The organism is Mycobacterium paraffinicum (assembly GCF_025822865.1).
In the GTDB taxonomy this organism is placed as follows: Bacteria; Actinomycetota; Actinomycetes; order Mycobacteriales; family Mycobacteriaceae; genus Mycobacterium; species Mycobacterium paraffinicum.
On record NZ_JACKUR010000021.1, the window covers coordinates 607,062 to 621,105 of the forward strand.

Annotated in this window: 12 protein-coding genes and 2 pseudogenes; 8 read left to right on the forward strand and 6 right to left on the reverse strand. The window is 67.2% G+C overall.

Features of this window, described 5'->3' with window-relative positions; translation table 11 throughout:
* Positions 1–78: 78 nt before the first annotated feature.
* A complete protein-coding gene (locus H7J89_RS11395; RefSeq protein ID WP_264043486.1) occupies positions 79–825 on the reverse strand; it encodes an SIMPL domain-containing protein in 747 nt (248 codons plus the stop codon).
* 383 nt (positions 826–1,208) lie between these two features.
* Here H7J89_RS11395 and H7J89_RS11400 point away from each other — a divergent pair, with 383 nt between their 5' ends.
* On the forward strand, positions 1,209–1,508 hold the full coding sequence (locus tag H7J89_RS11400) for a PE family protein (protein ID WP_264043488.1): 300 nt from the start codon (positions 1,209–1,211) through the stop codon (positions 1,506–1,508).
* Positions 1,509–1,518: 10 nt separating this feature from the next.
* Positions 1,519–2,751, forward strand: coding sequence for a PPE family protein (locus H7J89_RS11405; RefSeq protein WP_264043490.1), 1,233 nt, complete (start codon positions 1,519–1,521; stop codon positions 2,749–2,751).
* Between the two features lie 24 nt (positions 2,752–2,775).
* Here the strand turns inward: H7J89_RS11405 and H7J89_RS11410 are convergent, their stop codons facing one another.
* Together H7J89_RS11410 and H7J89_RS11415 are read right to left on the reverse strand one after the other, a co-directional pair.
* On the reverse strand, positions 2,776–4,353 hold the full coding sequence (locus H7J89_RS11410) for an HNH endonuclease signature motif containing protein (RefSeq protein WP_264043492.1): 1,578 nt from the start codon (positions 4,351–4,353) through the stop codon (positions 2,776–2,778).
* Between the two features lie 51 nt (positions 4,354–4,404).
* Positions 4,405–4,755, reverse strand: a complete 351-nt coding sequence (locus tag H7J89_RS11415) for a hypothetical protein (protein ID WP_264043495.1) — start codon at positions 4,753–4,755, stop codon at positions 4,405–4,407.
* Positions 4,756–4,916: 161 nt separating this feature from the next.
* Here H7J89_RS11415 and H7J89_RS25745 point away from each other — a divergent pair.
* From H7J89_RS25745 to H7J89_RS11440, 4 genes and pseudogenes are all read left to right on the forward strand, one after another.
* Positions 4,917–5,198 (forward strand): annotated as a pseudogene (locus H7J89_RS25745) (PE family protein); the annotation flags it as partial.
* A 695-nt stretch (positions 5,199–5,893) separates the two neighbouring features.
* Positions 5,894–7,006, forward strand: a complete 1,113-nt coding sequence (locus H7J89_RS25645) for a PPE family protein (RefSeq protein ID WP_276041908.1) — start codon at positions 5,894–5,896, stop codon at positions 7,004–7,006.
* 72 nt (positions 7,007–7,078) lie between these two features.
* A pseudogene (locus H7J89_RS11435) lies at positions 7,079–7,331 on the forward strand (WXG100 family type VII secretion target).
* Between the two features lie 29 nt (positions 7,332–7,360).
* A complete protein-coding gene (locus H7J89_RS11440) occupies positions 7,361–7,645 on the forward strand; it encodes a WXG100 family type VII secretion target (RefSeq protein ID WP_046184805.1) in 285 nt (94 codons plus the stop codon).
* Positions 7,646–7,667: 22 nt separating this feature from the next.
* On the opposite strand, the gene H7J89_RS11445 is transcribed toward H7J89_RS11440, so the two are convergent.
* From H7J89_RS11445 to H7J89_RS11455, 3 genes are read right to left on the reverse strand one after another with little or no spacing between them, the layout of a single operon-like run.
* Positions 7,668–8,681 (reverse strand): zinc-binding dehydrogenase, encoded by a 1,014-nt coding sequence (locus tag H7J89_RS11445; protein WP_264043499.1) that lies wholly within the window; start codon positions 8,679–8,681, stop codon positions 7,668–7,670.
* Entirely contained in the window at positions 8,681–9,868 is a 1,188-nt protein-coding gene (locus H7J89_RS11450; RefSeq protein WP_264043501.1) for an LLM class flavin-dependent oxidoreductase, read from the reverse strand. The genes H7J89_RS11445 and H7J89_RS11450 overlap by 1 nt, the downstream gene beginning before the upstream one ends.
* Entirely contained in the window at positions 9,865–10,836 is a 972-nt protein-coding gene (locus tag H7J89_RS11455; protein ID WP_276041909.1) for an alpha/beta fold hydrolase, read from the reverse strand. The genes H7J89_RS11450 and H7J89_RS11455 overlap by 4 nt, the downstream gene beginning before the upstream one ends.
* Before the next feature lie 132 nt (positions 10,837–10,968).
* Here H7J89_RS11455 and H7J89_RS11460 point away from each other — a divergent pair, with 132 nt between their 5' ends.
* Together H7J89_RS11460 and ftsH are read left to right on the forward strand one after the other, a co-directional pair.
* Positions 10,969–11,385 (forward strand): VOC family protein, encoded by a 417-nt coding sequence (locus H7J89_RS11460; protein ID WP_264043503.1) that lies wholly within the window; start codon positions 10,969–10,971, stop codon positions 11,383–11,385.
* Between the two features lie 265 nt (positions 11,386–11,650).
* Positions 11,651–14,041 carry an ATP-dependent zinc metalloprotease FtsH gene (ftsH, locus tag H7J89_RS11465; protein ID WP_264043505.1) on the forward strand — a complete coding sequence of 797 codons (2,391 nt, stop codon included), beginning with the start codon at positions 11,651–11,653 and terminating at the stop codon, positions 14,039–14,041.
* Positions 14,042–14,044 lie beyond the last annotated feature (3 nt).

The following is a 14,044-nucleotide window of genomic DNA, read 5'->3' on the forward strand; positions in this document are numbered from 1 at the left end:
CGCGGCGGGTCGCCGCCGTCGGGCTTGCGGCGATCGCAAGCGCGGCGGAGCCGGGCGCGGCGGGTCGGCGCCGTCGGGCTAGTCCAACTCCCACACCGCGGTCACCGAGAAGCTCACCGTCTGCTGCCCGGGTTCCAGGGGGACCATGCTCGGCATGGCCTTCGGCGGCGCGGGTGGTCCCCCGGGCGGTGGTTCCGTCGCCTCCGAAATGGACAGCACCCTGCCGAGCCGGAGCCCGGACAGCTGGGCGTACTGCTCGGCGCGATTCTTGGCGTCGTTGAACGCCCGCGCGCGGGCATCCTTGACCAGCTGCGAGTCGTCGGCGATGGAGTAGCTGACCGACTTGATCCGGGTGGCGTCGCCGCCGGTGCCGACGATCAGGGCCAGCATCCGCGACGCGGCGTCGGGCGGGTGGATCTTGACCGTGATGGCGTTGGTCGCGCGGTACCCGGTGATGGTCTCGGTGCCGTTGGGCCCGGGATTGCTGAACTGCGGCTGCAGCGTGACCTCGGTGGTGCTGATGTCTTTGTGGTCGACGCCTGCGCCGACCAGCGCGTTGATGACCGCTTGCTGACGGTCGTTGGTCTGGTTCATCGCGGCGGTCACGTCGGGTGCCGTGAACTCGATGCCGACATTGGCCGTCAGGGTGTCGGGGACGCCCTGGACCTGTCCTGACCCGAAGACCGTGACCTGACGGGGATTGACCCCGGGTGCGGGCGCGGAAGGCGGCGAATCGCAGGCCGACAGCATGGCGGCCGCCAAGCCGGCGACGGCCAGGGCGATCAATCTGCGGGCAAACCTCGGGGCTTTATTTGCGACCGGCATGCCTGGCACCCTAGCCGCAAGGGACCCGCCGATGCTACGGGCCGGCCCCGCAAGCCGGTTCGTCTGGCCGAAGGATTCGAATCATTTTGTGGTGCAACAGATTCAATTGATCCGGTGCTGGATGGCAAATCTTCTCCGACTCACTGGCGGGCACATATAAGTACATATATGACTCCAAACATATTGGTTTGCAATATCTTTCATATCGAATCCAAATGTTGCAGGATTTCTTGCCAGCTAAGTGAACAGTTATCGACTCGGTAATGAATTGGCGAGCCTGAGGCTGTCTTCTCCGGAGGGGCTGACCTAACGTGGCCAGGCGCCCGACTCAGTGCTGCATGTGGGCTCAAAGCTGTTGACTCAAAGGGAATTAGAGGAGGGAAATGTCTTATCTGATGGCGCAACCGGAAATCCTGGCTGCGGTCGCCGGCGAACTGCACAGCATCAACGCGGCCGTGCGCGAGGGGAACTCGGCCGTGGCAGGCCCGACTACCGGGGTCGTTCCCGCCGCCGCTGATGCGGTTTCGATGCTGACCGCGGCGCAGTTCTCCTGGCACGCAAAGCTCTTCCAGGAGATCAGCGCTGAAGCCGCCGCGGTTCGTGATCAGTTGGCGACCACGCTTGGCATCAGCGCCGGCTCGTACGCCGCCACGGAGATCGCCAACACGGCCGCGGTCGGTTAGGCGAGGACACATGCTGGATTTCGCGCAGTTACCGCCGGAGGTCAACTCCGCGCTGATGTATGCGGGCCCCGGCTCGGGGCCGCTGCTGGCCGCCGCGGCGGCCTGGGACGGACTGGCCGCCGAGCTGCATTCCGCGGCATCCTCCTACGGCTCGGTGATCGCGGGCCTTACCGACGGACCATGGCAGGGGCCGGCTGCGTCATCCATGCTGACCGCGGCCCTGCCGCAGGTCGCCTGGCTACAGGGCACGGCGGGACGGGCGGAACATGCCGCCGCCCAAGCGGTGGCGGCAGCGGGAGCATACGAGGCGGCGTTCGCCGAAACAGTCCCCCCGTTGGTGATCGCCGCTAACCGGGCGCTGTTGATCGAGTTGCTGGCGACGAACTTCCTCGGGCAGAACACCGCGGCGATCGCGGCCACCGAGGCGCAATACGGCGAGATGTGGGCCGAAGACGCTGCCGCGATGTACGGATATGCCGGCACCTCGGCCACTGCGTCGACGTTGGCACCGTTCGAACCGGCGGCGCCCAGCACCAACCCGGCCGGGGTCGCCAGTCAGGCCGCCGCGGTGGCCCAAGCGGCCGGCAGCGGTGGAGGCAACAGCACGCAGGGGCTCGACGCGGTGCCCCAGGCGTTGTCGTCGCTGGCCGGGTCGGCGAACAATCCCAACCCCGCGTTTTCCCTCGGCGGAGTCGCCCTCAACCCCGAGGGCGACGGGCTTGTCGTCAGCGGTCCGATGGGCGACCTGTTGGAGGGTCTGACCGGGTCGCAAACCCTGGACGCCAGTACGCCCTTTGACGCGTTCATCCGATTGATTTCGCCGACCCGGCTGTTCACCACCTCGTTCAAAGACATCCAAGGTATTGCCCAGGGCATGATGCCCGCCGCGAAGTCCGCGGCCGAAGGGGCCGCCAAAGCCGCGGAAGCGGCTCTGCCCGCCGTCATTCCAGGGGCCAGCCTGGGTTCGCTCGGCTCGATTGGCGGAGCCGTCGGCAAGGCCGCATCGATCGGTGGCTTGTCGGTGCCGGCCGCATGGGCGAGCGCGACCCCGGCAGTGCCACCGGTTACCTTGGCTGTCAATGGCTTTACGGCCGGAGGGGCCGTCGGGCCTGCCACGAACGCGGTTGGTGGGGTGCCGATGATGCCTTTCGGTGGGGCGGGGCGCACTGCAGCAGCCCACTTCGTCGCGCCGCGATACGGCTTCAAGCCCACGGTCATTGCTCAACCCCCCGCGGGAGGCTGACTCGAGGCTCACACGCCGTGCGCGTCAGAAGGGCGGATCGTCCGGCAAGGGGTCGAGGGCTGGTTCGTCGGGAGTCCAGTCCGGCGGTAGTTCTTCGGGTTCTTTGGGGTCGTTCACCCAAGTGCAGAAGGGGCTGGTGCTCGGTGTGCCTTTGAACGCAAAGAGCATGTCGCGCATGTGATTTCGGAACTTGCGCGCCGAAATTTCTCGCTGGCGGGCCTCCTCCAACGCTCGCCGCGCTTCGTTGATCGGCCGCTGCACCCGGTTGTGGTTGCGTGCCTGAGCGATCCGCGCGCTCCGTTGCCGCGATCTGCTCCTTCTGCTGGGCGCGGGTGCCGCGCAGGCCGGGCCGCGGGTTTGGGGGAAGAGGTCGGCGCCGGCGGGCGAGGTGCGATAGGTCCGCCCGGTGGGGGACTGCCAAACGACGGTGCCGTCGGCCAGTTGCTTATCGCGCCACCCGCCGAAGGTCTTGAGGCGATGATGTTGTCGGCAAAGGCATTTGAGGTTATCCGCGACGGTCCGCCCACCCGCCGCCGGATTCCGGTGGTTGAACGGAATGGTGTGGTCGAGGTCGCAGACAACGGCCGGCCGGCTGCACCCGGGGAATCGGCAGGTGAGATCGCGGCACCGGACGGCCCGCTCCAGGGCGGCGGATGGTTGGTAGCGCAGCGCCTCGACCGGGCTGGTCACCGGATCGGCCACGAGTAAGGATGCGGCAGCGGCCAGTCGGCGCACCTGCTCGGCGTCGACGACCCCGTAACCCTCCAGATAGCCGGGCTCATTGCCCTCGCCATGGACGGTCCGGTCGCTGGCCACCACGTTGATGACCACCCGCGCTCCCGTCCCGACATGGTCACCCACCCGGTATGGGCACTCCGATTGCCCGCAGGTGCAGGCCATCTCGCGGCCCTCGGCCAGCGCGGCCAGCGCGTCGGCCCGGCGCTGATCCAGTGTCCGCGGGTCCGAGGGGCAAACCCGCTTGGCGAGCTGCGAGAGCCGTCGATCAAAGACGGTTGCGGCCGTGGCGGCGACCGACCCGTAGATGTCGGCCATCCCATCCTCTTTGGTGCTGATTGCGATGTGGCGGTCTTTCTCGGCCGCAAGGCGGCGCTCACGGGCTGCGTCGGGGTCGGTGGCTCGCACGGTTGCGTCGACGGCGTTGATGATGCGCTGCTTCGACCAGCCGTGCCAGCTGCCGATGCGTTCGGCCAGCGACCCGTCGATCTTCGTGATCAGCTCCTCATCGGTCACCAGATCACTGCGGCTGATGATCAAGCGCACGGTCCGCCAGTCCGTCCGGCCCTCCGCGAGCAGGGCCGCAACCTTGGGCAGCCTGGTGTCCAGCGCCTCCGCGTACGACACCAGATAGCTCGCCGCCACCGGCGAAAGGTTCATCGCGGCGGCGACCTCGGCAGCGGTCTGCTCGAAGCCTTCGATCGCCGCGTATTCGTGGGGCCGCTCGGGCCGCTCGGCGGTGGCCACCCGGTGCCGCAGCAACGCCGCTACCGCGGCCAGTCGGCGGGCCACCAGCATGGATTCCTGCCGGTGCGACGACTCGATCAGCTCCACCAAGGCGGCGGGCGTGGCCGATGATTCGAACATGTGTTCGACTATATGTGCGGGCACCGACAACCAGCGCCACCCGGGCGCGACTCAGTCGCTCGAGGTCTCCGCCGCGGGATTCGGCATCAACACTCGCTGCCGGGTCGTGGCGCGGAACGGGTCGAGCGACTGCCCGTCACCCAACGCCGCATGAACATCTTCGGGAGTGATCAGGCCCAGTTCTACCTGTAGCCAGGTGGCGCTGAGCCCGAACGCGTGCGCGGCGCGCCTGGCCTCCTCGGCATCGGGGAAGTCGTCCGCGTTCGCGCGCCCGACGCCCCCGTACCAGCGTCCTTTGGTGACGCCGCAGGCGTCGCGCAACTGCTCGACCGTGATGTCGCGGTTCAGCGTTGCCTCGAGCAGGCGCTTGAGTCCCCAGCCTGCGGCATTCGTGCGTGGCATCCGTCCAGAGTAACCCGGTGCCGAAAGACGGGCAAAGCATCCAGATATGCGAGTCAAGGCACGAAAAAAAGAAATATCTACTCAAGACTAGACAGATATTCATGATTTATGACATAGTCTCCCGAAGCACGACGAGACACCCCAGATTTAGGAGAAGACATATGTCGTTCCTGACCACGCTGCCGGACCTGCTGCTAGGCGCGGCCGGCCAGTTGCAGGCCATCGGTTCGGCCGTAACCGCGGCAAACTCCACGGCCGCGTTTTCGATTACCGGAGTGGTCCCGGCGGCGGCCGACGAGGTCTCGGCGGCCACCGCCGCCACCTTCGCCGGTTACGGCCAGCAGTATCAGGCGATCAGCGCCGAGGCCAGCATGATCCACGAGCAGTTCGTCAGCGCCCTGGGACTCAGCGCCGATTCGTATGCCGCCACCGAAGCCGCCAACCGGACGCAGATGGCGGGAGGCCACGTCGCCCCCGCGCGGATGGCCCCCGTCGCGCCCGCTCGCCCGGCACCCGCCGCGCCCGCTCACGTTTCGCCCGCTGCTCCTCGCCACGTGACCCCGAACGTCCCCGGCCGGGCGGTGCCCGGCACTCCGGTCGGCTCCGTCGCCACTACGCCGGGGGGCGAGGGGTCGTATCGGGGCGGTGGCTATGGCGGTTACATGACAGCGCAGCAGGGCGGCTATGCCGGTGCAAACTACGGCGCTCACATGACGCCGCAGCACGGCGGCTATGCCGGTGCGAACTACGGCCGCCACCAGGCGCCGTACGGGCGCGGCAACTATGGCGCCCACCCGGCGGCTCCCGTCGAGCCCGTCGCCCACCCGGCGCCCATGGCGCCGGCCCAGCATGTCGAGCGCGTGGCACCCGCCCACCCGGCGCCCGCGGAGCATGTCGCGCGGGCCGACTTAGGTGCCGGCCAGCATGTCTCGCCTTCTCAGCTGGCGCCGACGGCGCCCATCCACCGGATGCAGCTGGCGGCCGCCTTGCCCGCCGAACACGTCGCCCCCATGCACCTGCCAGCCGGCATGCCTGGCGAACACGTCGTGCAGACGCGCGCGGCCCTCAAAGCTGCTGCCGGCCCGAAGCCCTTGCCGGCGCTGGCATAGCGAACGACCCAAAGAAAAGGAAGGTAGTCATGGATTTCGGTGCGATGCCCCCGGAGATCAATTCCGGCCTGATGTATGCGGGGCCGGGACCAGCGTCGATGCTGGCGGCTGCGATGGCCTGGGAGGGACTGGCGGCGGAGCTGCGTTCAGCCGCGACGAGCTACGGGACGGTGATCCTCGAACTCACCGATGCCGCCTGGCAGGGCTCGTCGTCGGAAGCGATGGCGGCCGCCGCATCCCCCTACGTGGCCTGGATGCACGCCACGGCGGCGCAGGCCGAGCAGGCGGGGATGCAGGCGACCGCAGCCGCCGTCGCGCACGAGGTGGCGTTTGCGGCTACCGTGCCTCCGCCGGTGATCGCGGCGAACCGCTCGTTGCTGATGATGTTGGTCGCCACCAACTTCCTGGGTCAAAACACCGCGGCGATCGCGGCCACCGAGGCGCAGTACGGCGAGATGTGGGCCCAGGACGCGATGGCCATGTACGCCTACGCCGGCTCCTCGGCGGCGGCGTCCATGCTGGCGCCGATGATGGTCGCCCCGCCCACCACCAATCCCGGCGGGGTCGCGGCCAGCGCGATGGCGGCGGGCGAGGCCAACATGCAGGGATTGGCCACCCAAGCGACCATGGGGCTGCCGTCAACGCTCAATTCGTCCACGTCATCGCTGGCCAGCAGCTTCCCCTCGGCGGTCAGCAGCTTTTCCGACTTGCTAGGTATGCCGTTCGGGCAGGGCGGCGGCGCCGCCACTTCGGGGGTGGGCGGGATGGCCGCATCCAACGCGGGATTTGCCACCGGCATCCCGGCGTCCGGGGCCTACGCCCCGGCGGCGATGTCCGAACGTTTCATCCCCGCCCAGCCGCTGATGAACACACCGCAGAGGCTCGCGCCGGCGCGGCTGATGCCGTCGGCGGTCATGGGCCAGTCCACTGGAATCGGCGGTCTTTCGGTGCCGCCGAGCTGGACCGCGGCGACTCCCGAGGCTGCCGCACCGGCCGGGGCCCCACTGGCGGGTGCCGGCGCCGCGGCCCGAATGCTGAGTCCCCGGAGTAGCTCTGCGGCTCAGATCAGCGGTATGGAGATGCGCGGATTCGGCGCCACCATGCCGGCTCCCGCCAGTGTGTTGCCGCGCGTGGTCGGATGAGGGAAGGGAGAAAACTCCAAGTATCGGTGACCAAAATTCGAACCTGACAACAACTTTCGAAGGAGACATTGAATGGCAACACGTTTTATGACCGACCCGCACGAAATGCGGGCGATGGCGGGCCGCTTTGAGGTGCACGCCCAGACGGTTGAGGACGAGGCTCGCAAGATGTGGGCGTCCTCGATGAACATCGCCGGCTCCGGCTGGAGCGGTCAGGTTCCGCAACATCGTCAACATGCTGCACGGCGTGCGGGACGGACTGATCCGCGACGCGAACAACTACGAGCAGCAAGAGCAGGCCTCACAGCAGATCCTGGGCAGCTAGCCCACCAACACAACAGGAGACGATCAACCATGACCATCAACTATCAATTCGGCGATGTCGACGCCCACGGTGCCTTGATCCGCGCCCAGGCCGCGTCTCTGGAGGCTGAGCACCAGGCCATCGTTCGCGATGTGCTTGCCGCCGGGGACTTCTGGGGCGGTGCCGGTTCGGTGGCCTGCCAGGAGTTCATCACCCAGTTGGGTCGCAACTTCCAGGTGATCTACGAGCAGGCCAACGCCCACGGCCAGAAGGTGCAGAGCGCTGGCAACAACATGGCCAGCACCGACAGCGCCGTCGGCTCCAGCTGGGCCTAGTGGCCGGGTCCCCACCATCGACCTAAGGAGTGACGAGGACTTTGCAGTGTCGCTCGGGGTCGGCGAGGTCGTCGAAGGCCGCGCCGACCCCGTCGAGGCCGACCTCGCCGGTAATCAGCGGGGTCGCGTCGATGTCGCCCTCGGCCAGCGCGCGCAGCGAGTCGGTGAATTCCTCCGGGGTGTAGGCGAGTACGAACTGAACACTCATCTCTTTGGCAATCGCGAAGAACGGATGCACCGTGTCGGGCTGCATACAAACACCGGCGACTACCAGGCGGGTGCCGGGCCGGGCCCGAAGCAACACGTCGTCGATGATCCCCGGCACTCCGACCGCCTCGAACACCACCGCGGGTTTGACCGAGTCGAACGGCGAACCCTGTGCGGCATCGAGCGCCCGATGGGCGCCCATGGCGGTGGCGAGTTCACGCCGCTTCGGTGAAAAGTCGGCCGCCACAATGTTTTCGACGCCCCTGGCACGCAGGGCCGCGATGATCGCGATGCCGATCGGGCCGCAGCCGATGACCAGCGCTGTCTCGCCGGCCGCGATATTGGACTTGTTGACGGCGTGCAACCCCACCGCCATCGGTTCCGTCAGGGCCGCATGTTTGAAGTCCAGGCCATTCGGGATGGGGAGCAGCAACGGCGCCGAGAGCAGCATTCGTTCGGCGTAGCCGCCGATTGTGCTGTTGCTGTAGACGATTGGCTCCACACCCTTGGCGGACAGCAAGACCGGAAGCGAGGTGACCAGTGTGCCCGGCGGGTGGGTTTCGGTGTCGGGTCCGGCCTCGAGCACCTCGGCGCTGAACTCGTGTCCCATGAAGACGTCGTGGTCCAGGTCGACGTGCATGCCGCCCGCACCCGCGGCCACTCGATTGCTCATTTCGAGCACCTGTGCGCCGTGAGCGGCGAAATGCAGGTCGGACCCACAGATCCCGCACGCCCGCACGCCGACGAGCACCTGCCCTGCCTCGGGCACGGGCTCCCGCACGTCGTCCCGGTAGATCATCCGTCCATCTCGCAGTACCGCCGCGCGCATCAGCTTTCCGCGCCCTTCTGCTCCTCGACATGCTCGGTGATGGCTTTCACCACGGCCTCACCCGCTCGGCCGATCAACTGGTCGCGATTGCCCTTGGCCCAGTCGTGCGACGAACGCGCCGCCTCGAGCTGGCCCTTGAAATGGGGAATCACCTTGCGCGCCATCAGGTCGTAGCAGTGATAAGTCGCCTCGGGGGATGCCCAGTCATGGCCCAGCATCAGCAGCGTGCCGAACCCGCCTGAGCGGTCGAGCAAGTCTTCGATGTGGGCGATCGCGTCGTCGGGGGTACCTATGCAGCAATTGCCCTTGGCCGCGTAGTCCTCCACGAACTCGTGCGGCGTCTGGGCGCCTTCCACGGCGTTGGCCAACGGGACGAAACCCGCCGCACCGAAGTAGTTGGCGAAATCCTGTAACCCGTAAGTGCAATCGTCGATGGCCTGTTCGCGGCTGTCCGCGATGTGCATGATGCTCAGAACACGCCAGTCGGACCGATTTGGCTCGTCGCGGCCGACTTTGGCGGCCTGCTCGCGCACCACGTCCCAGGTGGTTTCCAGGGCGGCGTAGCCACCCGGCACGGACATCGACAGCGACAACAATGACGTGCCCAGTGCACCCGCCAGCCGCGGCCCGGACGGTGAAATCATTGCCGCCGTGGAGATTTCGGGGTAGGGCCAGGTGTAGGGCCGGATGTGCAACTGCGCGTCACGCAGGGTGAACCAGTCGGCATGGCGGTCTATTCGCTCGGAGGGCCCGGCGCGGAACAGCGCGAGGATCGCTTCCAGCGACTCCTGCATCATGTGCCGTTGATCGACCGGGTCGATGCCCATCATGTAGGCGTCCGATGGCAACGCGCCCGGGCCGGTGCCGAACATCACCCGGCCGCGGGTGAGGTGGTCGAGCAACACCCAGCGATCGGCCACCATCAGCGGATGATGGTAGGGCAGCGAAACCACTCCGGTGCCCAACCGGATGTGCTTCGTCCGCTCGGCCGCCGCCGCGATGAAAACTTCCGGGCAGGCGATCAATTCGTAGCCACCGGAGTGATGTTCGCCGAACCACGCTTCGTCGAAGCCGAGCCGATCCAGCGCGACCACTCGTTCCATGTCGTATTCCAAAGCCACCGTTGGCGATTGGCCAATCGGGTGAAACGGTGTGATGAAGACACCGAAGCGCAGGGGGGCACTCATCGCAGCTCCAATTCGTTGAGGAAGTCCAGTAGGGCGACGTTCACCTCGTTCGGGCGCTCCTGCTGCAGCCAGTGTCCGGCGTCGTCGATCATGATCTGACGATAGGGACCGGTGATCAACTGCGACGCGCGGTCGGCGCGGGTGAACGTCAGCACCGGATCGGCGGTCCCACCGATAAAGAGCGCCGGCACAGTGATTTTCGCGTCGGTGAGCTCGGGGGTAGTCTCCCAGTTGCGGTCGAAATTGCGATACCAGTTCAGGCCACCGGTGAACCCGGTGCGAGAGAACTCGTCGATGTAGTGGTCGAGCTCGTCCTGGCTGAGCCAGTCCGGCAGCCGGTCGGGCTCCGGAAGGCGATCGATGAACCCCTCGGGACCGGGCGCCACCATGCGCGCTGCGGAGAGCGCGTCACCCGATGTGCGCAGCCCGCCCAGCATCCGGCGGATCGTGCGGGCGGGGTCACCGTTGAGCTCCGCGTCGGCGACGCCGGGCTCCTGGAAGTACAGGATGTAAAAGAACCTGTCGCCGAACATCTTGCGCCAAGCCTTCGTCGGCGCTACGTGCGAGCGGGGCACGGCCGGGACGCTGAGGGCGGCGACGGCGGCGACCCGATCCGGGTGCAGGAGCGGCGCATTCCACACGACGGCGGCGCCCCAGTCGTGTCCGATCCAGACGGCGCGTTCGGCGCCGACATTGTCGAGCAGACCGGCCAGGTCGGCCGTCAGCTGGTGGATGTCGTAAGCCTCGATGGCGTCCGGGCGCGAGGAGCCGCCGTAGCCGCGCTGATCCGGTGCCAGCACGTGGTAGCCGGCCTCGGCGAGGACCGGTATCTGGTGGCGCCACGAATAGGCCAGTTCGGGAAAGCCGTGGGCCAAGATCACCGCGGGGGCGCCGCGGTCTCCCGCCTCGACCACCCTCAGCTGCACACCGTTGGTCTCGACTAACCGTTCGGTTGATTTGAGCACCATGTCACCAAAGCACACCCCCCACGGGGCTGAGAAGTATTCGCAGTTTGATCGCGATTTGCATTCCAACGGCTTTGGTCGCCTGGTAGATATCGCCGTGAGCGCCCGCACGACTGAAAGCAGGTGAATCCGGAGATGAAGCGGCTCGACCACGTCGTCCTCTGGACGGGAGATCCACGAGCGGCGATGGATTTCTATACGAGGGTGGTTGGCTTGGAGCCGGTCCGGTTTGCCGAATTCGAGGCCGGCGATGCGCCGTTCCCAAGCGTGCGAGTGTGTGAGGACTCGATCATCGACCTGTCGCCGCATGCCGCTGCCGCCGCCACCGAGTCGATGACACGGGCGCAAGGCAGCACCGGCCATCCGGTGAACCATGTTTGCCTCGCATTGTCGAAGGCCGAGTACGAGGCGCTGGATCAGCGTCTGCAAGCCGAGGGAGTGGACACCAGCGCACGGTTGAGTCGCACTTTCGGGGCCCGGGGCTGGGCGCCGCAGGGGTACTACTTCACCGATCCGGACGGCAATGTCATTGAGGCCCGGTATTACGAATGATCGATCCGGCCGACGTGAGCGCCCGCCGCCCAACGTCACGCTGGCGTGACACTCGCCGCCCAACGTCACGCTGGCGTGATACTCGGCACGCCCAGGGGAACCCCCGCTCGTTATATCGACGAATGGTGGCGACCCGGCCCCCGCAAGCGGGCGGTACCCCCAGCGCCCGGCTCTGCCGGAGCTGGCGATCGCCACTAGCGGTAACCTGGACTTTTCTAGCTGCGTGTATATCGGGGAAGGACCTGGCCGGCGAGGCCGATGATTGATGAACCGGAAAAACGTTATTCGCACCATCACGGCGATTGCAGTCGTGGTGCTGCTCGGTTGGTCGTTCTTCTATTTCAGCGACGACACTCGCGGCTATAAGCCCGTCGACACGTCGGTGGCGGTGGCGCAGATCAACGGCGACAACGTCAAGAGCGCGCAGATCGACGACCGCGAGCAGCAGCTGCGGCTGACCCTGAAAAAGGGCAACAACGACACCGACAATTCCGACAAGGTCATCACCAAATACCCGAGCGGGTACGCGGTCGACCTGTTCAACGCGCTGAGCGCTAAGAACGCGAAGGTCAGTACGGTCGTCAACCAGGGCAGCATCCTGGGCGAGCTGCTGGTCTACGTGTTACCGCTGCTGTTGCTGGTGGGCCTGTTCGTGATGTTCTCCCGGATGCAGGGCGGCGCCCGCATGGGCTTCGGCTTCGGCAAGTCCCGCGCCAAGCTGCTCAACAAGGACATGCCCAAGACCACGTTCGCCGACGTTGCGGGCGTCGACGAGGCCGTCGAAGAGCTCTACGAGATCAAAGACTTCCTGCAGAACCCCGGCCGCTATCAGGCGCTCGGCGCCAAGATCCCCAAGGGCGTGCTGCTTTACGGCCCGCCCGGGACCGGCAAGACGCTGCTGGCCCGCGCGGTGGCCGGGGAGGCCGGAGTTCCGTTCTTCACCATCTCCGGCTCCGACTTTGTCGAGATGTTCGTCGGCGTCGGCGCGTCGCGGGTACGCGACCTGTTCGAGCAGGCCAAGCAGAACAACCCGTGCATCATCTTCGTCGACGAGATCGACGCGGTGGGCCGTCAGCGCGGCGCCGGCCTCGGCGGCGGCCACGACGAGCGCGAGCAAACGCTGAACCAGTTGCTGGTCGAAATGGACGGGTTCGACCCGCGCGCCGGGGTCATCCTGATCGCGGCCACCAACCGGCCCGACATCCTCGACCCCGCGCTGTTGCGGCCCGGCCGCTTCGACCGGCAGATCCCGGTGTCCAACCCGGACCTCGCGGGCCGCCGCGCGGTGCTGCAAGTGCATTCCAAGGGCAAGCCCATCGCGCCCGACGCCGACCTCGACGGGCTGGCCAAACGGACCGTCGGCATGACCGGCGCCGACCTGGCCAACGTCATCAACGAGGCGGCACTGCTGACCGCCCGCGAGAACGGCACCGTAATCACCACCGCCGCGCTCGAGGAGGCGGTGGACCGGGTGATCGGTGGGCCGCGCCGCAAGGGCCGCATCATCAGCGAGCAGGAAAAGAAGATCACCGCCTACCACGAGGGCGGTCACACCCTGGCCGCCTGGGCGATGCCGGATATCGAGCCGATCTACAAGGTGACGATCCTGGCGAGGGGACGTACCGGCGGGCACGCCGTGGCGGTGCCCGAAGAAGACAAGGGCCTGCGAACGCGCTCGGAGATGATCGCGCAGCTGGTGTTCGCGATGGGCGGGCGTGCGGCCGAGGAACTGGTGTTCCGGGAGCCGACGACCGGCGCGGTGTCCGACATCGAGCAGGCCACCAAGGTGGCCCGCGCGATGGTCACCGAATTCGGGATGAGTTCGAAGCTGGGTGCGGTCAAATACGGCACCGAACACGGTGACCCGTTCCTGGGCCGGACCATGGGGACGCAGGCCGACTACTCCCACGAGGTCGCCCGCGACATCGACGACGAAATCCGCAAGCTCATCGAGGCGGCCCACACCGAGGCGTGGGAGATCCTCACCGAATACCGCGATGTACTCGACACGCTGGCCGGCGAGCTGCTGGAAAAGGAAACGCTGCACCGCGCCGAGCTGGAGGGCATCTTCGCCGACGTCGAAAAGCGGCCCCGACTCACCATGTTCGACGACTTCGGTGGGCGAATCCCGTCCGACAAACCGCCGATCAAGACGCCGGGCGAGCTGGCCATCGAACGCGGCGAGCCGTGGCCACCACCGGTTCCCGAACCGGCTTTCAAGGCGGCCATCGCGCGCGCCAGCCAAGCCGCCGCGGCCGCGGGTGCGGACGCCGACCGAAACAACAACGGCGGCAATGGTTCTCAAGGAAACGGCCCCCGTCCGGTCGTGCCGCACGGCCCCACTCAACCGGACTACGGTGCGCCGGCGGGCTGGCACGCGCCGGGATGGCCACCGCATGATCAGCAGCCCAATCCCTGGTATCCGCCTCCCCAGGCCCCGCAGCAGCCCTACTGGCCGCAGCCGGCGGGGAGCTACCCGGGCTATCCGGGCCAGCCCGCTCATCCGGGTCAGCAGGGTCCGCAGGGTCAGGCGCAGCCCCCCTACCCGCCGTATCCGCCTTACCCGCCGCCCGGGCTGCCCGACCCGAACGGCGGAAAGTCTCCCGACCAGCAGGACGACGACGTGAGCCGGTCCAACCCACCGGCGCACGGCTGACGA